This is a genomic window from Citrobacter sp. wls829, assembly GCF_005280825.1.
GTDB lineage: Bacteria > Pseudomonadota > Gammaproteobacteria > Enterobacterales > Enterobacteriaceae > Citrobacter > Citrobacter gillenii.
The window spans coordinates 70,723-92,032 of record NZ_SZWP01000029.1 but is presented as its reverse complement, the minus strand read 5'-3'; the positions used below and the strand labels follow the sequence as shown (position 1 = coordinate 92,032).

Here is a 21,310-nt window from a genome sequence, read left to right as displayed (position 1 = left end):
GTAAAAGAAACATGGCTATCGAAATCAATGTACCGGACATCGGGGCTGATGAAGTTGAAATCACCGAGATCCTGGTCAAAGTAGGCGACAAAGTTGAAGCTGAACAGTCGCTGATCACCGTAGAAGGCGATAAAGCCTCTATGGAAGTTCCGTCCCCTCAGGCAGGTATCGTTAAAGAGATCAAAGTCTCTGTTGGCGACAAAACTGAGACCGGCAAACTGATCATGATTTTCGATTCCGCCGACGGTGCAGCAGCAGCTGCACCTGCTCCGGCAGAAGAGAAGCAAGCAGCCGCTCCGGCAGCTGCACCTGCTGCGGCAGCAGCGAAAGACGTACACGTACCGGACATCGGCGGCGACGAAGTTGAAGTCACCGAGATTATGGTCAAAGTCGGCGACACCGTTGCGGCTGAGCAGTCTCTGATCACCGTAGAAGGCGACAAAGCCTCTATGGAAGTCCCGGCACCGTTCGCGGGTACCGTGAAAGAGATCAAAATCAACACCGGCGACAAAGTGTCTACTGGCTCCCTGATTATGGTCTTCGAAGTCGCTGGTAGCGCGCCAGCCGCGGCACCAGCTCAGGCTGCTGCACCGGCAGCCGCAGCGGCTCCGGCAGCGTCTGGCTCTAAAGAAGTTAACGTACCGGACATCGGTGGTGACGAAGTTGAAGTCACTGAAGTGATGGTCAAAGTGGGCGATAAAATTGCCGCTGAGCAGTCACTGATCACCGTTGAAGGTGACAAAGCGTCGATGGAAGTGCCGGCACCGTTCGCGGGTACCGTGAAAGAAATCAAAATCAGCACCGGCGATAAAGTGAAAACCGGTTCTCTGATTATGGTCTTCGAAGTTGAAGGCGCGGCACCGGCTGCTGCCCCTGCCCAAGCGGCTGCTCCGGCTCAGGCCGCAGCACCTGCACCTGCCGCAGCTCCGGCTCAGGCCGCAAAAGCTGAAGGCAAATCTGACTTCGCAGAAAACGACGCTTACGTCCATGCAACGCCGCTGATTCGTCGCCTTGCGCGCGAATTCGGTGTGAACCTGGCGAAAGTGAAAGGGTCTGGCCGTAAAGGTCGTATCCTGCGCGAAGACGTTCAGGCTTACGTGAAAGACGCGGTTAAACGCGCTGAATCTGCACCGGCAGCTGCGGCTGGCGGCGGTATCCCGGGCATGCTGCCTTGGCCGAAAGTGGACTTCAGCAAGTTTGGTGAAATCGAAGAAGTGGAACTGGGCCGCATCCAGAAAATCTCTGGCGCTAACCTGAGCCGTAACTGGGTGATGATCCCGCACGTTACCCACTTCGACAAAACCGATATCACCGATCTGGAAGCGTTCCGTAAGCAGCAGAACGCCGAAGCTGAAAAACGTAAACTGGATGTGAAATTCACCCCAGTAGTCTTCATCATGAAAGCGGTCGCAGCGGCTCTCGAGCAGATGCCACGCTTCAACAGCTCCCTGTCCGAAGATGGCCAGAAGCTGACGCTGAAGAAATACATCAACATCGGTGTTGCGGTCGATACGCCAAATGGTCTGGTTGTTCCGGTCTTTAAAGATGTGAACAAGAAGAGCATTACCGAGCTGTCTCGTGAACTGACGGTGATCTCTAAGAAAGCGCGTGATGGTAAGCTGACGGCTGGCGAAATGCAGGGCGGTTGCTTCACTATCTCCAGCATCGGCGGCCTGGGGACTACCCACTTCGCACCGATTGTGAACGCGCCTGAAGTGGCTATCCTTGGCGTGTCCAAGTCGGCTATTGAACCGGTGTGGAATGGTAAAGAGTTTACTCCGCGTCTGATGATGCCGATTTCTCTCTCCTTTGACCACCGCGTGATTGACGGTGCTGATGGTGCTCGTTTCATTACCATCATCAACAACACGCTGTCTGACATTCGCCGTCTGGTGATGTAAGCGAAAAAGCCGGCCCGACGGCCGGCTTTTTTCTGGTAATCTCATGAAGTCAGTGAGGTTATTGTGCGAAAGACAAATCGGTTGCCGTTTGTTGTTTCAAAATTGTTAACAATTTTGTAAAATACCGGCGGATAGAACGACCCGGTGGACGACGGGTATAAATTAAGAGGTCATGATGAGCACTGAAATCAAAACTCAAGTCGTGGTACTTGGGGCAGGCCCGGCAGGTTACTCTGCTGCCTTCCGTTGCGCAGATTTAGGTCTGGAGACCGTCATCGTAGAACGTTACAGCACCCTTGGTGGTGTTTGTCTGAACGTCGGCTGTATCCCTTCTAAAGCGCTGTTGCACGTAGCAAAAGTTATCGAAGAAGCGAAAGCACTGGCCGATCACGGTATCGTCTTCGGTGAGCCGAAAACCGATATCGACAAGATTCGTACCTGGAAAGAAAAAGTTATCACTCAACTGACCGGCGGTCTGGCTGGTATGGCTAAAGGCCGTAAAGTGAAAGTGGTAAACGGTCTGGGTAAATTTACTGGGGCTAACACCCTAGAAGTTGAAGGCGAAAACGGTAAAACCGTGATCAACTTCGACAACGCTATCATCGCGGCGGGTTCCCGTCCGATTGAACTGCCATTTATTCCGCACGAAGACCCGCGTGTGTGGGACTCCACCGACGCACTGGAACTGAAAACCGTACCAAAACGCCTGCTGGTTATGGGTGGCGGTATCATCGGTCTGGAAATGGGGACCGTTTACCATGCGCTGGGTTCAGAGATTGACGTGGTTGAAATGTTCGACCAGGTTATCCCTGCTGCCGATAAAGACGTGGTAAAAGTCTTCACCAAACGTATCAGCAAGAAATTCAACCTGATGCTGGAAACCAAAGTGACTGCCGTTGAAGCGAAAGAAGACGGTATTTACGTTTCCATGGAAGGCAAAAAAGCACCTGCTGAAGCACAGCGTTACGACGCCGTACTGGTTGCTATTGGTCGTGTACCGAACGGTAAAAACCTCGATGCAGGCAAAGCGGGCGTTGAAGTTGATGACCGTGGCTTTATCCGCGTGGACAAACAGCTGCGTACCAACGTACCGCACATCTTTGCTATCGGCGATATCGTCGGTCAGCCGATGCTGGCGCACAAAGGTGTTCATGAAGGCCACGTTGCCGCTGAAGTTATCGCCGGTAAGAAACACTACTTCGATCCGAAAGTGATTCCGTCCATTGCCTACACCGAACCAGAAGTTGCCTGGGTCGGTCTGACCGAGAAAGAAGCGAAAGAAAAAGGCATCAGCTACGAAACCGCCACCTTCCCGTGGGCTGCTTCTGGCCGTGCTATCGCTTCTGACTGTGCAGACGGTATGACTAAACTGATTTTCGACAAAGAATCTCACCGTGTTATCGGTGGTGCGATTGTCGGTACCAACGGCGGCGAGCTGCTGGGCGAAATCGGTCTGGCGATCGAAATGGGTTGTGATGCGGAAGACATCGCGCTGACCATCCACGCACACCCGACTCTGCACGAGTCCGTGGGCCTGGCGGCAGAAATCTTTGAAGGTAGCATTACCGACCTGCCGAACCCGAAAGCGAAGAAGAAGTAATCTTCTGACTTTGTAAGAAACGCCTCTTCGGAGGCGTTTTTTTTGCCTGTAGCTACCTGTTCTGGTAGTGATCTTATTGATATTTCCTCTAAAAATTTCCATTCAACTGCCGATACTTTTTTCACCATTGTGTGGCTACTGGCCGCGCGGAGAAGAGGCTCTGGACTCTCTATTACACGAAAAAAGGAAAAAACATGTCTTTAAAAAAAATCGCGGTTGTTGGCATGGTTGTCGCGGCAATGACGCTGACCGGTTGTGGTGCAATGACGACCGCCGTGAAAAAACGTAACCTTGAAGTGAAAACGCAGATGAGTGAAACCATCTGGCTGGAGCCTTCCAGCGAGAAGACTGTCTATATTCAAGTTAAAAACACCTCTGATAAAGATATGAGCAACCTGCAGACGTTGTTAGCCAATGACCTGTCAGCGAAAGGGTACAAAGTGACCAGCTCTCCGGACAGCGCCTACTATTGGGTACAGGCAAACGTGCTAAAAGCGGACAAAATGGATCTGCGTGAGTCGCAGGGATTCCTGAAAACCGGTTATGAAGGTGCCGCGATGGGGGCCGCTTTAGGAGCTGGTATCACGGCGTATAACAGCAACTCCTCCGGTGCCGCGCTGGGTGTCGGGTTGGCGGCGGGTCTGATCGGCATGGCCGCAGATGCGATGGTTGAAGATGTGAACTATACCATGGTTACCGACCTGCAAATCTCCGAACGCAGCAAAGCGAAAGTAACCACGGATAATGTAGCGGCCCTGCGTCAGGGCACGTCTGGCATCAAACTGCAAACCAGCAGCGCGCAGGGTGATCGCGCGAAATATCAAACCCGCGTAGTCTCTAACGCCAACAAAGTTAACCTGAAATTCGAAGAAGCTAAGCCGGTGCTGGAAGCGCAGCTGGCGAAGTCGGTGGCGAACATTCTGTAAGATAACCTGCCGGGTAGCACTCGCGCTGACCCGGCCTTCGGTTTTCCCCCGTTTTACTGCGCGACGGGATGCCAGCTTTTATCCGGGGCGTAGGTGGTCAACGCCTGCGCTTTTTCTTGTGATGCTTCACCAAGATCTGCCTGGTAGACGGTGTCATCGCCGTTAATCATAAAGCTCATCACGCCCGTATGACCGTAGCTGACGGGCCAGGCCACCATCGCAAAGCCGCTGGTTTTGTCGGGAAGGATGCGGAAACGATAACCGTGATAACCCGTGCCAGGCTCTTGCGGGCTGAAGGCCGGTCCCAGAGGGCTTGGCGCTTCACCTGGCGCAACGGGCCAGTACAGGCCATCCTTTTTCCCTTCCGTGCTGACAACCTTCTGCGCATACTTCTGGTTCATCGCAAAATAGCTCTGCTGAGCATCTACATAGGCGTGTAATGCCTCGATGGCGGCGAGTTCGTTGCGGCCAATTTCGCGAGTCTGGATCTCTTCGGCGGCTTGCTGCATATCAAATTGCCAGCCGGATGTGGTTTTGATCACCGGGATTGGCAACTGCCAGCCGCTGTCCCCGACAACAAGGTGCGCGGTATTGCCCTCGACGACGGTATTATGATGGACCTTCCAGTCACGCAGGAAGCGATCAACGGCATCAGGATCGACACCTTCTGGCGGCAGAAAATCGCGCCAGTCTTCTCCAAGCAGGTTGTTCATCGCACTTTCATTTTGTTCACCGATCGCGCTGGCCAGTGCGTCGGTTGCCTGGTCTGGTGTACTGAAAGATTGCTGTGCCATCGCGGTGGCCGAAACCATGAACAACACCATTCCACTGAGTAATTTCATTTTCATGTCGGTTCCCTTAACGATGACGGAGTTCACGGTGTTCAGCGCGCCCGCCGGATGCCTGGCGCGATGGTTGGTTGCGGGATATTTCCCTGCTCTGAGCGCCTCGCTGCTGCTGTGCTTGCCAGCTGCCTGAGCGACTATCGTTACCGCTCAGCGCATTGGCGCGCGGCTGACTGGTGCGCTGTTGAGTATTCCGCTGTTGCACGTTGTGTTGCTGTGCAGGTTGCGAAACCCGTTTCTCCTGTCTCTGCGCGGTCGTCTGGCGAGTCTCTCGTTGTTGCGTGCTTGTCCGTTTCGCGGTTTGTGGTTTGGTGTCGTAGCCACGGTAGTTGTTGCGCTGAGAAATCTGCTTCAACTGTTGATTTGATGCCTGGCGCTGAGCATCTTTCGTTCCTGGGCGCGCGGTCTGAGAAAGCGTTTTACCCGTCGATTTCTCCATCTGACTCATGGCTGCCTGACGCTGGCTATCGCGGTTGACCGCTCTTTGCGGGTTTTGCTGGGTCGCACTGAGCCCGGTTGCCGTGTTTGTGGCGTGGAAGCGGTTATTGAGCTGGTTATTCGCATAGGGCACACCCTCACGATAGGCCGGGTTATGCTGCCAGGTACGGTTGGCGTCAGTCAGCCGCTGACCACTGATTTTATTGAAGTTATCAACGTTGATATTGATGTTGTTATCGCCGTTGCGGTTATAACCGCCATGATTATCCCAGTCATCATTATTATGGTGGTGGTCCCAGTCGTCGTCGTCATCCCAGTCGATGTTGCTGAAGATGGCATAGGTTGTCGCTACCCCCAGACTGAAGCCTAAACCGTTAACGAAGCTGCTGCCAAATTGCTCACCGGGCGATGGCGGCAGATAGGTGGGAGGATAGGCGGTATTTGGCCAGGTGCCGTACACCGTATTCGGGTTATAGGTCGGAACGTAAACCACCTGCGGATCGGCGGATTCAATTTTAATAACCGTTGGGCTTGTTGTGGTGGTGGTCGTGGTATGAGTTGTCGACTGACTGGTGTCGGTTTTCGTCGGTGCAGGCTTTGTTACGGTGGTAACCGTCTGCTGAGGCGTTGATTGTAATGCCCCGGTTTGCTGCGCCAGTGCGCGCAGGCGTTGAACCGAATCCATCACGTCTTGCGGCTGCGCGAGGAAAGCATCACCCAGGCTTTGTACCCACGGCGGATTTTCACCTAACAGTGACATCAACTGAGGAAATGCGACCAGTGATTTTACGCTGGGGTCCCAGGGCTGTCCGGCAACGGCCTGAATAGCGGCGTCACCCTGCATTTTAGGATTGTCTTTAGACCACTGTGCGGCCTGGATAACGTTGGCCGGATAGGTCGCCGCCATCAAAATTTGCGACAGCAATGCATCCGGGTACAGCGCGACTGGCGCAACCCACTGATCGATTTGTGCGGCAGTGTATGTTGGTGCGACAGCGGGCGCGGGTTGCACGGCAGGTGCAGCTACGGGCGCTGGAGCAGGTGCTGAAGGTTGTTGTGCGACAGGGGCCGGTGCAACGGGTTCCGTTGTGCGACTTTTGACGAACATCACGCCAGAGGCGGCAAACAGCCCGGCACTGCACAGAAGGACGAGCAGATGTGGCTTAAAGGGCAACTTCATAAAATGACTCCAACGAGACAAGCGCTGTGCCGTAAGGCGTTTCTGTTGCCGCGAGTATTATTCACCCGTGTTTTACAGTTTTGACTTTTATTGGGTAACCGCCCGGTATGTCCGGAAAAAGAGTGTGAACATTTATTACACAATTATATCTGATGCCTGAAAATGCGTAGAAATATTCTGATGCCGCCGTTTTAAATCAATCGCTTTAAGAGAGTGGGAGGGGACACAAATTTGCCTCGCCTCCTTGCTATACCATTCTTAACGATTCAGCCAATTTTTTATGTTGCTTTTTTGTAAACGGATTAACACTTAGTGAAAATCCTGTTATTGTGCCTTATGCGGTACCGGGCATTTACCCTACAAACTGCTGTCTTACAGGAGCGTGAAGAGAATCGCCTACCGCATATGACAATGAGAGCGAGGAGATACCGTCGTGCTAGAAGAATACCGTAAGCACGTAGCTGAGCGTGCCGCCTTAGGGATTGTGCCAAAACCGTTAGACGCAACCCAAATGGCCGCACTTGTCGAGCTGCTGAAGACTCCGCCTGTGGGCGAAGAAGAATTCCTGTTAGACCTGTTGATCAACCGCGTTCCTCCTGGCGTAGATGAAGCCGCTTATGTTAAAGCGGGTTTTCTTGCTGCCGTCGCGAAAGGCGACACTATGTCCCCGCTGGTGACACCAGAGAAAGCCATTGAACTGCTGGGCACCATGCAAGGCGGATACAACATTCATCCGCTGATTGACGCGCTGGACGATGCGAAACTGGCGCCGATTGCTGCCAAAGCGCTCTCTTCAACGCTGTTGATGTTCGATAACTTCTATGACGTAGAAGAAAAAGCCAAAGCGGGCAACGCCTACGCGAAGCAGGTAATGCAGTCCTGGGCCGATGCCGAATGGTTCCTGAACCGTCCAGCACTCGCTGAGAAAATGACCGTTACCGTGTTCAAAGTGACCGGCGAAACCAATACCGACGACCTGTCTCCGGCTCCGGATGCATGGTCGCGTCCGGATATCCCGCTGCACGCGCTGGCGATGTTGAAAAACGCCCGCGAAGGCATTGAGCCGGATCAACCGGGTGCCGTTGGTCCGATCAAACAGATTGAAGAACTGCAGAAGAAAGGCTACCCACTGGCCTACGTTGGCGACGTTGTCGGCACCGGTTCTTCACGTAAATCTGCGACCAACTCCGTACTGTGGTTCATGGGCGATGACATCCCGAACGTGCCGAACAAGCGCGGCGGTGGTCTGTGCCTCGGTGGTAAAATTGCGCCAATCTTCTTCAACACCATGGAAGATGCAGGCGCGCTGCCGATTGAAGTGGACGTAAACAACCTGAACATGGGCGACGTGATTGACGTTTACCCACTCAAAGGTGAAGTGCGTAACCATGAAACCAATGAACTGCTGGCGACCTTTGAGCTGAAAACCGATGTGCTGATTGACGAAGTACGCGCCGGTGGCCGTATTCCGCTGATCATCGGTCGTGGCCTGACCACCAAAGCGCGTGAAGCGCTGGGTCTGCCGCACAGCTACGTATTCCGTCAGGCGAAAGACGTGGCGGAAAGCAACCGCGGCTACTCGCTGGCACAGAAAATGGTCGGGCGTGCCTGCGGTGTTACCGGTATTCGTCCGGGTGCTTACTGCGAACCGAAAATGACCTCTGTAGGTTCTCAGGACACCACCGGTCCAATGACCCGTGATGAACTGAAAGACCTGGCGTGCCTGGGCTTCTCCGCAGACCTGGTGATGCAGTCGTTCTGTCATACCGCCGCCTATCCGAAGCCGGTTGACGTGACCACGCACCACACGCTGCCTGACTTCATCATGAACCGTGGCGGCGTCTCGCTGCGTCCGGGCGATGGTGTTATTCACTCGTGGCTGAACCGCATGCTGCTGCCGGATACCGTCGGTACCGGTGGTGACTCGCATACCCGTTTCCCGATCGGTATTTCCTTCCCGGCGGGTTCTGGTCTGGTAGCGTTTGCCGCTGCAACCGGCGTGATGCCACTGGATATGCCGGAGTCAGTGCTGGTGCGCTTCAAAGGCAAAATGCAGCCGGGTATCACCCTGCGCGATCTGGTCCATGCGATCCCGCTGTACGCGATCAAGCAAGGCCTGCTGACCGTTGAGAAGAAAGGTAAGAAAAACATCTTCTCCGGCCGCATCCTGGAAATCGAAGGCCTGCCGGATCTGAAAGTCGAGCAGGCATTTGAACTGACCGATGCGTCCGCTGAGCGTTCTGCTGCTGGCTGTACCATTAAGCTGAACAAAGAGCCGATCGTTGAGTACCTGACATCTAACATCGTCCTGCTGAAGTGGATGATCGCCGAAGGTTACGGTGACCGTCGTACGCTGGAACGTCGTATCCAGGGCATGGAAAAATGGCTGGCGGATCCACAGCTGCTCGAAGCCGACGCTGACGCAGACTATGCGGCAGTGATCGACATCGATCTGGCGGATATCAAAGAGCCAATCCTGTGTGCGCCGAACGATCCTGACGACGCGCGTCTGCTGTCTGACGTGCAGGGTGAGAAGATCGACGAAGTGTTCATCGGTTCCTGCATGACCAACATTGGTCACTTCCGTGCCGCAGGTAAGCTGCTGGATGCGCATAAAGGCCAGTTGCCGACTCGTCTGTGGGTGGCACCGCCAACCCGTATGGATGCCGCACAGCTGACCGAAGAGGGCTATTACAGCGTCTTTGGTAAGAGTGGGGCGCGTATTGAGATCCCGGGCTGTTCACTGTGTATGGGTAACCAGGCGCGTGTGGCCGACGGTGCGACCGTGGTGTCAACGTCAACGCGTAACTTCCCGAACCGTTTAGGTACCGGCGCGAACGTCTATCTGGCGTCTGCGGAACTGGCGGCCGTGGCGGCGCTGATTGGCAAGCTGCCAACGGCGGAAGAGTATCAGACCTATGTTGCCCAGGTGGATAAAACCGCCGTGGATACCTACCGTTATCTGAACTTTGACCAGCTCTCTCAGTACACCGAGAAAGCGGACAGCGTGATTTTCCAGACGGCGGTATAATTCGCTAGCGGATTTTGCACAAAAACGCATCAATGCCCGGAGAGGTCAGCTTCTTCGGGCATTTTTATTTCTATTCCTTATACCCGTTACGCTTTTTTTCTGCCGCGCTGCTGCGATAATTACAGCAAGGTGCAGTGCGGTATTGGCGCACTGCCGGGAGCAGAGGAACACATTATGGATTACGAATTTCTGCGCGATATTACCGGAGTGGTAAAAGTGCGAATGTCCATGGGCCACGAAGTGGTAGGGCACTGGTTTAATGAAGAAGTGAAAGAGAACCTGGCCTTACTGGATGAAGTGGAACAGGCAGCGCGTGCGGTAAAAGGCAGTGAGCGTTCCTGGCAGCGGGCAGGGCATGAGTACACGCTCTGGCTGGATGGCGAAGAAGTCATGGTGCGTGCCAATCAACTGGAGTTTACGGGCGACGAAATGGAAGAAGGGATGAACTACTACGACGAAGAGAGTTTGTCTCTGTGCGGCGTCGAAGATTTCCTGCAGGTGGTGGCGGCATACCGCGAGTTTGTTCAGCAGAAATAATGATTGCCGTCGGATGTATTTTGTAGGCCGGATAAGCGCAAGCGCCATCCGGCATCACATTATTTAACGTAGGCCAACAGGCTCAGGGAGTCACGCGCCAGCGCTTTGCACTTTTTGGCAACCGGGATCCCGATACCGCTTAAATCGCGGTAGCTGTCTTCACCGAGTGATTTCATGTCGAAGGTGTCGTAATTACTGAGGTCCCACTGGTTCTGCTGGGCAAAAAAGACCAGTGCGCGACGGATCTGCCCATTGGGCAAATTCTGGTATCCACAGTCATTTTTCAGAAAGACAAACACTGCCGTTAAATCGGCCATATCTTCGGCTTCGGACTCGCTGAGCGCGTAGCTGTTTGCGCATACGGCCATCAGGCTGCCGAACAAAATTGTTCTGAAAAACGTCTTCATTGCTTCTACCACTGCATCACGGAATTTAAACGTTAGCACACTGCGAGCGAAGCGACGACCTTTATTATCAGCGGTTCACTTGACCTTCCCGTAAGGGGAAGGCTTATGCTTAAAAGATAGCCTGCTTAAGCTGCTGAATATAAGGAAGTGATTATGCAACGTCGTGACTTTTTAAAGTACTCCGTGGCGCTGGGCGTCGCGTCAGCGTTACCTCTCTGGAGCCGTTCGGTTTTCGCTGCTGAGCGTCCTGCGTTACCTATCCCTGACCTGTTAACGACAGATGCTGCCGATCGTATACAGTTGATCGTTCAAGCCGGGCAGTCGACCTTTGCCGGTAAAACCGCGACCACCTGGGGATATAACGGTAATTTACTGGGACCGGCGCTGAAACTGCAGAAAGGTAAAGCGGTCACCGTTGATATCCATAATCAGCTGGCCGAAGAGACGACGCTGCACTGGCACGGCCTGGAAATTCCCGGCGACGTCGATGGCGGACCGCAAGGGGTTATTCAGGCGGGCGGGAAACGTTCTGTGACCTTCACGCCCGAACAACGGGCAGCGACCTGCTGGTTCCACCCACATCAGCACGGCAAAACCGGTCGTCAGGTGGCGATGGGGCTGGCCGGACTGGTGCTGATTGAAGATGAGGACATCCACAAACTGCTGTTGCCGAAACAGTGGGGCATTGATGATGTTCCGGTGATTATTCAGGACAAACAGTTCTCCGCAGACGGACAAATTAACTATCAGCTGGATATGATGACCGCCGCCGTCGGGTGGTTTGGCGATACGCTGCTGACTAACGGGGCGATGTATCCGCAGCATGCCGCGCCGCGCGGTTGGCTGCGTCTGCGTTTGCTGAATGGCTGTAACGCCCGCTCACTTAACGTGGCGGCCAGCGACAACCGTCCGCTGTACGTCATTGCCAGCGACGGCGGACTGTTGGCAGAGCCGGTGAAAGTCTCCGAGCTGCCCATGCTAATGGGCGAACGGTTTGAAGTGCTGGTGGATATCAGCGATGGCAAAGCTTTTGATCTGGTCACGCTGCCGGTGAGTCAGATGGGGATGGCGATTGCACCCTTTGATAAGCCGCATCCGGTGATGCGCATCCAGCCATTGCGTATCACCGCTTCCGGTACGCTGCCAGACACGTTGACCACCCTGCCAGCCTTGCCTTCACTGGAAGGACTGACGGTGCGCAGGCTGCAGCTGTCTATGGACCCGATGCTCGACATGATGGGCATGCAAATGCTGATGCAGAAATATGGCGACCAGGCCATGGCAGGCATGGGGCATGGGCAGATGATGGGGCATATGAATAATGGCGAGATGGGCCACGGTAAAATGAATCATGGCAACATGAATCACGGTAATATGAATCACGGCAATATGGGCAGCATGGACCACGGCGGGACGTTCGATTTCCATAATGCCAACCGCATTAATGGCCAGGCATTTGATATGAATAAACCGATGTTTGCCGCGACGAAAGGTCAGCACGAACGCTGGGTGATTTCCGGGCAGGGCGACATGATGCTGCATCCGTTCCATATTCACGGCACCCAATTCCGCATTCTGTCTGAGAACGGTAAAGCACCGGCCGCGCATCGTGCGGGTTGGAAGGATACTGTTCGTGTTGAAGGCGGCGTCAGCGAAGTGTTAGTGAAGTTTGATCACGATGCACCGAAAGAGCATGCCTATATGGCGCACTGCCATCTGTTAGAACATGAAGACACCGGCATGATGCTCGGCTTTACCGTGTAACAAAATGGCCGGGTGGCATTTTTGCCATCCGGTAAAACAGGATGTTCTTAAAATGGGCATTTACCGTTTCATTCATTAGCGCGGCGGATATACTGATATGATTAATAATAAATCATGAGGTTAGAATGGATCTTTTCCGCAAGGTACTCACCGCATCTTTTGTCATGATGGTGGCGATTTCAGCGCATGCCGAAATGAAAATGCAACGCCAGAATATCCCGCAGCTCAATTTGAGCATCGAAATTCCGCAAACGCTGACGCCAATGTCCGACGAAATGGCGAAAATTAAGTACCCTTCGGAAAATCGTCCGCAGGTTATTTATGGCGACGAGCGTGGCAAGGCCTCTTTAGGGATGACCGCCGGGCGCAGCGCGTTGCCCGCATCACAGTTGGATCAAGCGAAAGATGCGATGCTAAAAATGCTGACTAACTTCAAACCGCAGGCGGAAGCCGTGACCGTGGATGGGCATAAAGCCTGGCTAATTACCTTCCGCTCCCAGGCGCCGGATACCGAAATCCTAAATATGATGCTGGTAACGTCGGAAAAAGATAAAGCCGTGCAGGTCGCTTTTAATATGACCAAAGATTTGGTTGAACAATATCAGGATGTGGCGAAAGCATCGTTAATGTCGCTTAAATTTGATAAGTGATTGTTGTCAAAAATCTGAGAGCAATAAAAATACCCGCAGTAAATAGCGGGTATTTTTATTGAGTCTTGCTCAGGGTGGCTAGGGAAGACCCATGTTCTCTGTTCTGGCGTGGGGTAAAGATACCGTCATAGGACAACAGATGCCGCGAATAAAGGCTTTTACTGGTATACTTCGTACCTTGCGCTTAGATGCTGTCTTATTTAGAGTGAGCATTGAGTGATTTGTTTTTAAATCATATGGTTAGAGATATGAAACATACTGTAGAAGTCATGATCCCGGAAGCGGAGATCAAAGCGCGCATTGCTGAACTCGGGCGTCAGATTAACGAACGTTACAAGGACAGCGGCAGTGACATGGTGCTGGTTGGTCTGTTACGCGGCTCATTTATGTTTATGGCAGACCTGTGCCGTGAAGTGCATGTCTCCCACGAAGTCGACTTCATGACTGCCTCAAGCTACGGCAGCGGCATGTCGACTACCCGTGATGTTAAAATCCTCAAAGACCTGGATGAAGACATTCGTGGTAAAGATGTACTGATTGTCGAAGATATCATCGACTCCGGTAACACGCTGTCAAAAGTGCGTGAAATCCTCAGCCTGCGCGAGCCGAAATCTCTGGCTATTTGTACGCTGCTGGACAAACCCTCCCGTCGTGAAGTGAATGTTCCAGTCGAATTTATCGGCTTTTCCATTCCGGATGAGTTTGTTGTCGGTTATGGCATTGACTACGCCCAGCGTTATCGCCATCTGCCGTATGTTGGCAAAGTGGTACTGCTGGACGAGTAAAACTGCGAACGTGCCTGATGGTGAGCGTTTTGTAGGCCGGGTAAGGCGTAGCCGCCTCCCGGCAATGTTGCGTTACTTATGGTTACTGTGCTTTTTGCTGAGGTTCGACAGCCCCTGTCGGTAGCGCTGTTCCAGGGATTCACGGCTGGTGGCGGTCACGTCCAGATCGCGAAGTAGGCCATCATGAATACCGTAAGCCCATCCGTGAATAGTGACCTTCTGACCACGCTTCCAGGCTGAACGCATGATGGTGGAGTGGCCCAGGTTGTAGACCTGCTCCATGACATTCAGCTCGCACAGTGTATCAATACGACGCTCCGGCGGCATTTCCCCGAGCAGTGAGCTGTGTTTAAACCAGATATCGCGGATATGCAGCAACCAGTTATCAATCAGTCCCAATTCTGTATTTTCAATGGCGGCCTGTACGCCACCGCAACCGTAGTGCCCACAAATAATAATGTGTTCCACTTCCAGCACATCAACCGCATACTGAACCACTGAGAGGCAGTTCAGATCGGTATGAATTACCAGATTGGCAACATTACGGTGAACAAATAATTCGCCTGGTTCAAGACCGGTTAAACGTTCCGCGGGAACGCGGCTATCGGAGCATCCAATCCATAGAAAGCGCGGATTCTGCGCATGCGTCAGCGTTTCAAAAAATCCGGGGTCCTCTTCTATCAGCATCTTTGACCATAGTGCATTGTTGCTGATAAGTGTATCTATGTCTTTCATGGAGGCTGTAACCCAGTAAATTGCGTTGCGCTAATATAGGGTAACTCCTGATTTATTAAAACCAAATATCAAGTATTAGAATGTAAGGTAAGTATAAAACCATGACCATTGCTCTGGAACTTCAACAACTTAAAAAGACTTATCCCGGTGGCGTTCAGGCGCTACGCGGCATAGATTTGCAAGTCGAAGCGGGTGATTTTTATGCGCTTTTAGGTCCTAACGGCGCAGGAAAGTCCACCACCATCGGGATTATCAGCTCGCTGGTGAATAAATCCTCAGGGCGGGTGAGCGTCTTTGGCTACGATCTTGAAAAAGACACGGTTAACGCTAAACGCCAGCTTGGGCTCGTGCCGCAGGAGTTTAACTTTAACCCGTTTGAAACCGTGCAGCAGATCGTGGTGAACCAGGCGGGCTATTACGGCGTTGAGTATAAAGAGGCGGTAAAACGCAGCGAAATTTATCTAAAACAGCTCGATCTGTGGGAAAAACGTAACGAACGGGCGCGTATGTTGTCCGGCGGTATGAAGCGACGTTTGATGATCGCCCGTGCCTTGATGCATGAGCCGAAGCTACTGATCCTCGATGAACCGACGGCGGGCGTTGATATCGAACTGCGTCGTTCAATGTGGGGATTTTTAAAAGATTTAAACGACAAAGGCACGACGATTATTCTGACCACCCACTACCTCGAAGAGGCGGAAATGCTGTGCCGTAATATCGGTATTATTCAGCATGGTGAGCTGGTGGAGAATACGTCGATGAAAAACCTGCTTTCCAAACTGAAATCCGAGACCTTTATTCTCGATTTAGCAGCGAAAAGCCCGTTGCCCAAACTGGAGGGCTATCAATACCGTCTGGTTGATACTTCCACGCTGGAAGTCGAAGTGCTGAGAGAGCAGGGGGTAAACAGCGTGTTTTCCCAGCTGAGCGCCCAGGGCGTTCAGGTATTGAGTATGCGTAACAAGGCGAACCGACTGGAGGAGCTGTTTGTTTCTCTGGTGCATGACAAACAAGGAGATCGCACATGATGCAGCTTTACTGGGTCGCACTGAAAAGCATCTGGGCGAAAGAGATCCACCGTTTTATGCGGATCTGGATCCAGACGCTGGTCCCACCGGTCATTACCATGACGCTGTATTTTATTATCTTCGGTAATTTGATTGGCTCACGCATCGGCGAAATGCACGGCTTTAGCTATATGCAGTTCATCGTACCGGGGCTGATTATGATGGCTGTCATTACCAATTCGTACGCCAACGTCGCGTCGTCATTTTTCAGCGCCAAGTTTCAACGCAACATTGAAGAACTGCTGGTCGCGCCGGTACCGACGCACGTCATTATTACCGGTTTTGTCGGTGGTGGCGTGGCGCGCGGGCTGTGCGTAGGTATTCTGGTGACCGCTATCTCCCTGTTCTTTGTGCCGTTTCAGGTACATTCGTGGGTCTTTGTGGCGCTTACGCTGGTGCTGACGGCGGTCCTGTTCTCGCTGGCCGGATTGCTGAATGCGGTTTTTGCCAAAACCTTTGACGATATCAGCCTGATCCCGACCTTTGTGCTGACACCGCTGACCTATCTGGGCGGCGTGTTCTACTCGCTAACACTGCTGCCGCCGTTCTGGCAGGGACTGTCGCACCTGAACCCGATTGTCTACATGATCAGTGGTTTCCGCTACGGTTTCCTCGGCATTCATGATGTACCGCTGGTCACGACCTTTGGCGTGCTGGTGGTGTTTATTGCCGCCTTTTATTTACTCTGCTGGTATCTGATTCAACGCGGACGTGGGTTACGTAGCTGATTCTTTCTTCCTCTCCCGGACCGGGAGAGGAAGACTTTTGATGTTTATCACCGTTATGTATTTATCACCCTGATAAACTACTTGTCTGCTAAGGAGGTAGGCAATGTTAGGTTGGGTGATTACCTGTCATGACGATACGGCACAGGATATGCTGCATCGTCTGGAAAAAAAGTTCGGCCCGCAGGCGCAATGCCGGGCGGTGAGTTTTTGGCGCGGGCTCAGCGCAAATATGTTAAGCCGGATGATGTGTGATGCGCTTCACAACACCGACTCTGGCGAAGGCGTGATATTCCTGAGCGATATTTCGGGTTCTGCACCCTATCGCGTCGCGGCGCTGATGAGCCATAAACATTCCCAGTGTGAAGTGATCTCAGGCGTGACGTATCCATTGCTTGAGCGAATGCTTTTGTCGCGAGAATCGATGAGCAGCGCGGCGTTTCGCAATCAAATTGTTTCCCTCGGCGGTCCTGATGTCACCAGCCTGTGGCATCAGCAACAGAAAAATCCCCCCTTTGTGTTGAAGCATGATTTGTATGAGTATTAAGCATTGGTATTGATAATGCTTTTGCTACAATAACCGAGGTTTTTCGCCTCGGTTATCCCATATGGTTATGCGTGCTCTGCTTATTCTGATGTTCCTGTTTTCTGGTTTTGCGGTTGCGGCGTTGCCTGCGCGCTATATGCAAACCACTGAAGATGCTGCTGTCTGGGCACAGGTTGGCAATAAAATGGTGACGGTAGGGAATATTCGTGCGGGCCAGATCCTCTCGGTCATTCCCGGTGGCGAAGACTATTACGCGTTTACCTTTGGCTTCGGTAAGGGATTTATCGATAAAGGTCATCTGGAGCGCGTCCAGGGGCGACAGAAGGTCGAAGATGGACTGGGCGATCTCAATAAGCCCCTAAGCAATCAGAACCTGATCACCTGGAAAGATACGCCGGTTTATAACGCCCCCGACGCCGGGAGTGCGCCGTTTGGCGTGCTGGCGGACAATCTGCGCTATCCCATAATAAACAAGCTGAAAGACAGGCTGAACCAGACGTGGTTTCAAATCCGTATTGGCGACCGGCTGGCCTATATCAGCGCCTTAGATGCTCAGACCGATAATGGGATCCCGGTGCTGACTTACCATCACATTCTGCGTGATGAAGAGAACACCCGTTTTCGCCATACCTCGACGACCACTTCCGTACGTGCTTTCAGCAACCAGATGACCTGGCTGCGTGATATGGGCTACACCACGCTGACGATGTACCAGTTAGAAGACTACGTGCGTAACCGCGCTAATCTGCCCGCGCGCGCGGTGGTGGTAACCTTTGACGATGGCCTGAAGTCGGTCAGCCGCTATGCGTATCCGGTGTTGAAACAATACGGCATGAAAGCAACGGCGTTTATTATCTCATCGCGTATTAAGCGGCATCCGCAAAAGTGGGATCCAAAATCGCTGCAGTTTATGAGCGTCTCTGAACTGAATGGCATCAGGGATGTGTTTGACTTTCAGTCACATACCCATTTTTTACATCGGGTAGATGGTTACCGTCGGCCGATCCTGCTGAGTCGTAGCCACCATAATATCCTGTTTGATTTTGCCCGTTCGCGGCGCGCGCTGGCGCAGTTTAATCCGCATGTGCTGTACCTTTCATACCCCTTTGGCAGTTATAACGCCACGGCGGTGACGGCGGCAGGAGAGGCGGGGTTTCACTTAGCGGTGACAACGGTGAAAGGGAAGGTGAAGCCGGGGGATAATCCGTTCTTATTGAAGAGACTGTATATTTTAAGAACGGATTCGCTGGAGTAACCAGCCGCAGGGGTAAATCAAAAGTAGTCGATGGTGAAGGTACCGATGGCCTTAAACTCACCGGCGGTCACTGTACTACCATCATCGAGTGAGTACATACGTGCATAAAAAGGCAGGTCGTAGGAGGCGTTATTCGCGACGCTCGTCATTGGACTCCAGATTTCAGCGCCAGGTTTAAAGGCATTGGTGCCGTCACGAGTTATCGCATTGGTTTGCACGTAAACCCCAATCCCTTTCGCCGCATTGCTGCCGCTGAGTGTATTTTTGAGGAGCATATAGCCGTTGCCATCGGTGGTGCTGGCCGTTGAGGAAAGTTTAAAACGCATCCACACGGTGTTGGCACAGTACTTCATCTGCAAGGTAAAATTCTGATATGGCCAGTAGCCATCTCTGAGTGATGACATCATGATCTCACCGAAATCAACGTTGTTGGTACCGTTATTGGCCGATACCGCGCTGCACGTCGCTGCGTAAACCGGCACGCTAAAGCTGGTCGGTGTAACGTTAATGGTCCACGGGTTGTTATCATCAGAATCTGCTGTACCAATACGGATTTGTCCCAGCGTGCGAGAGTCTTTTGGCGTAATCGCGCTGACGTTGTTAACGTTTCCAGCAAACCCACCGCCCTGATATAGCGTCACGGTAGCTTTCATTTGCTTACTGTCCCAGTAGCTTTCGCTGCCGCTGTCGACCATGACCCATGAACCCCCATTTGACGATGGGAAATAACCGCCGCCGCCGCCGGTGCTGTACAGTTTTACCGCATAGTAAATACCGTCGATATTGGTAGGATAAAGTGCTCTGCCATCGGCCGCGCTGACTCTCGAGGCTTCGGTGGTATTCATATAAAATGCCACGCCGTCATTTCCGAGATCGCAATAGGTCCAGAGCTCATGGTCAAGCGAGGGGTCAAAATAGGTGAGTTCGTGTATGGAGCCAGAGATGTCGTCGGCCACAGAGTGAAATGAAATTGGGTATGTCCCTCCGCCGTTCAGCGCCATCGTGCCAGCTTTGCCCTTCTCTGCCAGGTGGCATTCTCTCGCGCTAACATTAAAGCTCAGGATTAATAATGTTACCGAGAGTAGTAGATATTTAATCATGTCATCTTCCTTGATTATTGATAAATAGCATCAACCAGCACATGGCTGGTGACCTTTCCGGCGCTCACGATGCCGGTATTCTGGTAGCGGGCGTAAAAGTCGTAACGGGTCAGATAGTTGGCTGATGTTGAAACGTCAATGGCGACGGATGAACTGCCGTCGCTATTGACGACATTACGGTTATCGCTGCTGGAGAAAATCACGATACCGACGTTTTCCGCCCCGCCAGTTGCCGCGGGGGTGTCGTTGATAAATACCTGCTGGCTCTCGGCAGGCCAGGTGCCGTTTTGCGGCTGAAAGCGGAACACCATTGCGTTAACCGTTGCCGTATCATCAGCGCAGCTTTCGACGTTGACGCTAAACTGCGTGCCGCTGTCGGCATCGCTCGGCTGCAGGCGTGTTGTGCCGTCGGCGTTGTAAAACCAACTCCGTGAAACGATAGGTAAATGTACCAATCCGTTATCGGAGAGGGAGATCTGGCAGGTGTTCTCCACGACGTTTGCCGTGATTGTGACGTCCAGACCTCCCGCGTCCTCATCCGCAAAGCAGGGGGCAGTGTAGAGTCCGCCAGTCACTCCCATTATCAGTAGTGCTCTCCCTAGTGGAGAGAGTATTTGGATGTTGAATGGCATGACGGCTCTACTCCTCTAGGTTTACTGATAGGTGACAACAAACGTGACCGGCGCGCTGACGCTGCCTGCCGTGACGTTGGAAATCGTTCTATCCTTGGCGATAACAATACGGGAGGCGAAAGCAACATCGAGCGTACTGCCGCTCATGGTGAGCGTTTGCGCGGGTTTGGTATTGCAGCTTAGCAGCGTTCCTGTTCCGGCTACGCCTTGCCAGACTTCAAAACCGGTGGCGTTGCCAGCAGAGAATGAATCTCCGTTAGTGTTTGGCCCTGAACACCCGCTCCCGGTACCGGCGACGACCTGATAGCTGGCGGTTTTGACGCCCGCGCAGTCGGTAAAGGCCACTTTGAACGGCTCGCTGCGGCTTTGATTGACCAGATCTGACTTAAAGACCTCGCCGAAATCCAGCGTACTGATAGCCTGACCACCGCTGTTCTGAATTTGTGCCGTACAGGTGCCCGCCGAGATAGTCGTGGTAAAGGTAGCCGAAACGCTGGTGGTACCGGTTATTGCGGCAAAAGAGTGAGCGGAGAAAAGCACTGCACCGGCAACGCCGCCCAGAAATGATAATTTTTTCATCAAGAGATCCCTTTTCTGATGATTATTCGTAGGTGAAGTTGAAGGTCGCTACGGCGCTAAAGTCACCGGTGGTGCCTTGGCCCGTGCGGGTTTCCGCTAACGTGGCGACTAACGGCACCTCTTTCGCGCTGATTTCTGCGCTGCTCCATATGATCCGGCCTGTATCGGACGCGGTGTTAATGGTGAAAGGCGCATCGGTTGCGGAAACCCTGGCGATAGTGATACCGAGGAAGCTTGCGGCATTAGCCGTTCCCGCTCCGTTGGCAATGATGTAGTCGGAATAGCCAGACTTGGTGCCCGTAATGGTGGTTTTTAGCCCTTGTAAGCTGTCCGGGCATTCGGTGATTTTCAGCTTAAAGGTCGCCTGTGCTGAACTGTCGCCGTTGACGATTTTATCGAGGCTGACGGTTCCGCCCGAGCCAATGGGGATGGTGTTATTTTGACCAGTACCACTGCCGCCTTCGATAGCCATATCACAGGTGGTTTCGCGCAGCGTTGCGGTAAAGGTGACATCCAGCGATGTCGCCTGGGTTGGGTATGCGGTTGCGAACAGCAGTCCGCTACAGCCCAGTAGGTAGAGTTTTTTCAGTCTCATTATCTTCATAA

Annotated in this window: 20 protein-coding genes; 12 read left to right on the top strand and 8 right to left on the bottom strand. The window is 52.8% G+C overall.

Features of this window, described 5'->3' with window-relative positions; translation table 11 throughout:
* Positions 1-11: 11 nt before the first annotated feature.
* The 3 genes from aceF to traT all read left to right on the top strand — a co-directional run bounded on the left by aceF (position 12) and on the right by traT (position 4,427).
* Positions 12-1,901, top strand: coding sequence for a pyruvate dehydrogenase complex dihydrolipoyllysine-residue acetyltransferase (gene aceF, locus FDW88_RS03035; protein WP_137361999.1), 1,890 nt, complete (start codon positions 12-14; stop codon positions 1,899-1,901).
* 175 nt (positions 1,902-2,076) lie between these two features.
* On the top strand, positions 2,077-3,501 hold the full coding sequence (gene lpdA / locus FDW88_RS03030; protein WP_096758280.1) for a dihydrolipoyl dehydrogenase: 1,425 nt from the start codon (positions 2,077-2,079) through the stop codon (positions 3,499-3,501).
* Positions 3,502-3,695: 194 nt separating this feature from the next.
* Positions 3,696-4,427, top strand: a complete 732-nt coding sequence (traT, locus tag FDW88_RS03025) for a conjugal transfer complement resistance protein TraT (RefSeq protein ID WP_137361998.1) — start codon at positions 3,696-3,698, stop codon at positions 4,425-4,427.
* 53 nt (positions 4,428-4,480) lie between these two features.
* Here traT and FDW88_RS03020 read toward each other — a convergent pair whose 3' ends face one another.
* Entirely contained in the window at positions 4,481-5,275 is a 795-nt protein-coding gene (locus FDW88_RS03020; protein ID WP_096758279.1) for a DUF2950 family protein, read from the bottom strand.
* Between the two features lie 10 nt (positions 5,276-5,285).
* A complete protein-coding gene (locus FDW88_RS03015) occupies positions 5,286-6,890 on the bottom strand; it encodes a DUF3300 domain-containing protein (RefSeq protein WP_137361997.1) in 1,605 nt (534 codons plus the stop codon).
* 433 nt (positions 6,891-7,323) lie between these two features.
* On the opposite strand from FDW88_RS03015, the gene acnB reads away from it, so the two are divergent.
* Positions 7,324-9,921 (top strand): bifunctional aconitate hydratase 2/2-methylisocitrate dehydratase, encoded by a 2,598-nt coding sequence (gene acnB, locus FDW88_RS03010; protein ID WP_137361996.1) that lies wholly within the window; start codon positions 7,324-7,326, stop codon positions 9,919-9,921.
* A 174-nt stretch (positions 9,922-10,095) separates the two neighbouring features.
* Positions 10,096-10,458: a protein YacL gene (gene yacL, locus FDW88_RS03005; RefSeq protein ID WP_096758276.1), complete on the top strand. Its 363-nt coding sequence runs from the start codon at positions 10,096-10,098 to the stop codon at positions 10,456-10,458.
* Positions 10,459-10,517: 59 nt separating this feature from the next.
* Here the strand turns inward: yacL and FDW88_RS03000 are convergent, their stop codons facing one another.
* Positions 10,518-10,865 carry a YacC family pilotin-like protein gene (locus FDW88_RS03000; RefSeq protein ID WP_096758273.1) on the bottom strand — a complete coding sequence of 116 codons (348 nt, stop codon included), beginning with the start codon at positions 10,863-10,865 and terminating at the stop codon, positions 10,518-10,520.
* A gap of 153 nt (positions 10,866-11,018) precedes the next feature.
* On the opposite strand from FDW88_RS03000, the gene cueO reads away from it, so the two are divergent.
* From cueO to hpt, 3 genes are all read left to right on the top strand, one after another.
* Positions 11,019-12,629, top strand: coding sequence for a multicopper oxidase CueO (gene cueO, locus FDW88_RS02995; RefSeq protein ID WP_117342305.1), 1,611 nt, complete (start codon positions 11,019-11,021; stop codon positions 12,627-12,629).
* A 125-nt stretch (positions 12,630-12,754) separates the two neighbouring features.
* Entirely contained in the window at positions 12,755-13,279 is a 525-nt protein-coding gene (locus FDW88_RS02990) for a hypothetical protein (RefSeq protein ID WP_096758271.1), read from the top strand.
* 248 nt (positions 13,280-13,527) lie between these two features.
* Complete coding sequence (gene hpt / locus FDW88_RS02985; protein ID WP_003018658.1) at positions 13,528-14,064, top strand: hypoxanthine phosphoribosyltransferase; 537 nt, start codon at positions 13,528-13,530, stop codon at positions 14,062-14,064.
* 72 nt (positions 14,065-14,136) lie between these two features.
* Here the strand turns inward: hpt and can are convergent, their stop codons facing one another.
* A complete protein-coding gene (can, locus tag FDW88_RS02980) occupies positions 14,137-14,799 on the bottom strand; it encodes a carbonate dehydratase (protein WP_137361995.1) in 663 nt (220 codons plus the stop codon).
* A gap of 101 nt (positions 14,800-14,900) precedes the next feature.
* On the opposite strand from can, the gene FDW88_RS02975 reads away from it, so the two are divergent.
* The 4 genes from FDW88_RS02975 to FDW88_RS02960 all read left to right on the top strand — a co-directional run bounded on the left by FDW88_RS02975 (position 14,901) and on the right by FDW88_RS02960 (position 18,393).
* On the top strand, positions 14,901-15,827 hold the full coding sequence (locus FDW88_RS02975) for an ABC transporter ATP-binding protein (RefSeq protein ID WP_096758269.1): 927 nt from the start codon (positions 14,901-14,903) through the stop codon (positions 15,825-15,827).
* Positions 15,824-16,594 (top strand): ABC transporter permease, encoded by a 771-nt coding sequence (locus FDW88_RS02970; protein WP_096758268.1) that lies wholly within the window; start codon positions 15,824-15,826, stop codon positions 16,592-16,594. The genes FDW88_RS02975 and FDW88_RS02970 overlap by 4 nt, the downstream gene beginning before the upstream one ends.
* Before the next feature lie 103 nt (positions 16,595-16,697).
* Complete coding sequence (locus FDW88_RS02965; protein ID WP_096758267.1) at positions 16,698-17,138, top strand: PTS sugar transporter subunit IIA; 441 nt, start codon at positions 16,698-16,700, stop codon at positions 17,136-17,138.
* Positions 17,139-17,199: 61 nt separating this feature from the next.
* Positions 17,200-18,393 carry a polysaccharide deacetylase family protein gene (locus FDW88_RS02960; protein ID WP_137361994.1) on the top strand — a complete coding sequence of 398 codons (1,194 nt, stop codon included), beginning with the start codon at positions 17,200-17,202 and terminating at the stop codon, positions 18,391-18,393.
* A gap of 17 nt (positions 18,394-18,410) precedes the next feature.
* On the opposite strand, the gene FDW88_RS02955 is transcribed toward FDW88_RS02960, so the two are convergent.
* The 4 genes from FDW88_RS02955 to FDW88_RS02940 form a co-directional block, all read right to left on the bottom strand.
* Positions 18,411-19,493 carry a fimbrial protein gene (locus FDW88_RS02955; protein ID WP_137361993.1) on the bottom strand — a complete coding sequence of 361 codons (1,083 nt, stop codon included), beginning with the start codon at positions 19,491-19,493 and terminating at the stop codon, positions 18,411-18,413.
* Positions 19,494-19,507: 14 nt separating this feature from the next.
* On the bottom strand, positions 19,508-20,074 hold the full coding sequence (locus tag FDW88_RS02950; protein WP_137361992.1) for a fimbrial-like protein: 567 nt from the start codon (positions 20,072-20,074) through the stop codon (positions 19,508-19,510).
* A gap of 72 nt (positions 20,075-20,146) precedes the next feature.
* Positions 20,147-20,704: a fimbrial protein gene (locus FDW88_RS02945; RefSeq protein ID WP_137361991.1), complete on the bottom strand. Its 558-nt coding sequence runs from the start codon at positions 20,702-20,704 to the stop codon at positions 20,147-20,149.
* A gap of 22 nt (positions 20,705-20,726) precedes the next feature.
* Positions 20,727-21,308, bottom strand: a complete 582-nt coding sequence (locus FDW88_RS02940; protein ID WP_137361990.1) for a fimbrial protein — start codon at positions 21,306-21,308, stop codon at positions 20,727-20,729.
* Positions 21,309-21,310 lie beyond the last annotated feature (2 nt).

Excerpts from the sequence above, each read along its gene's own strand:
- aceF (WP_137361999.1), top strand. The coding sequence starts at position 12 with ATGGCTATCGAAATCAATGTACCGGACATCGGGGCTGATGAAGTTGAA.
- lpdA (WP_096758280.1), top strand. The coding sequence starts at position 2,077 with ATGAGCACTGAAATCAAAACTCAAGTCGTGGTACTTGGGGCAGGCCCG.
- traT (WP_137361998.1), top strand. The coding sequence starts at position 3,696 with ATGTCTTTAAAAAAAATCGCGGTTGTTGGCATGGTTGTCGCGGCAATG.
- FDW88_RS03020 (WP_096758279.1), bottom strand. The coding sequence starts at position 5,275 with ATGAAAATGAAATTACTCAGTGGAATGGTGTTGTTCATGGTTTCGGCC.
- FDW88_RS03015 (WP_137361997.1), bottom strand. The coding sequence starts at position 6,890 with ATGAAGTTGCCCTTTAAGCCACATCTGCTCGTCCTTCTGTGCAGTGCC.
- yacL (WP_096758276.1), top strand. The coding sequence starts at position 10,096 with ATGGATTACGAATTTCTGCGCGATATTACCGGAGTGGTAAAAGTGCGA.
- FDW88_RS03000 (WP_096758273.1), bottom strand. The coding sequence starts at position 10,865 with ATGAAGACGTTTTTCAGAACAATTTTGTTCGGCAGCCTGATGGCCGTA.
- cueO (WP_117342305.1), top strand. The coding sequence starts at position 11,019 with ATGCAACGTCGTGACTTTTTAAAGTACTCCGTGGCGCTGGGCGTCGCG.
- FDW88_RS02990 (WP_096758271.1), top strand. The coding sequence starts at position 12,755 with ATGGATCTTTTCCGCAAGGTACTCACCGCATCTTTTGTCATGATGGTG.
- hpt (WP_003018658.1), top strand. The coding sequence starts at position 13,528 with ATGAAACATACTGTAGAAGTCATGATCCCGGAAGCGGAGATCAAAGCG.
- can (WP_137361995.1), bottom strand. The coding sequence starts at position 14,799 with ATGAAAGACATAGATACACTTATCAGCAACAATGCACTATGGTCAAAG.
- FDW88_RS02975 (WP_096758269.1), top strand. The coding sequence starts at position 14,901 with ATGACCATTGCTCTGGAACTTCAACAACTTAAAAAGACTTATCCCGGT.
- FDW88_RS02970 (WP_096758268.1), top strand. The coding sequence starts at position 15,824 with ATGATGCAGCTTTACTGGGTCGCACTGAAAAGCATCTGGGCGAAAGAG.
- FDW88_RS02965 (WP_096758267.1), top strand. The coding sequence starts at position 16,698 with ATGTTAGGTTGGGTGATTACCTGTCATGACGATACGGCACAGGATATG.
- FDW88_RS02960 (WP_137361994.1), top strand. The coding sequence starts at position 17,200 with ATGGTTATGCGTGCTCTGCTTATTCTGATGTTCCTGTTTTCTGGTTTT.
- FDW88_RS02955 (WP_137361993.1), bottom strand. The coding sequence starts at position 19,493 with ATGATTAAATATCTACTACTCTCGGTAACATTATTAATCCTGAGCTTT.
- FDW88_RS02950 (WP_137361992.1), bottom strand. The coding sequence starts at position 20,074 with ATGGGAGTGACTGGCGGACTCTACACTGCCCCCTGCTTTGCGGATGAG.
- FDW88_RS02945 (WP_137361991.1), bottom strand. The coding sequence starts at position 20,704 with ATGAAAAAATTATCATTTCTGGGCGGCGTTGCCGGTGCAGTGCTTTTC.
- FDW88_RS02940 (WP_137361990.1), bottom strand. The coding sequence starts at position 21,308 with ATGAAGATAATGAGACTGAAAAAACTCTACCTACTGGGCTGTAGCGGA.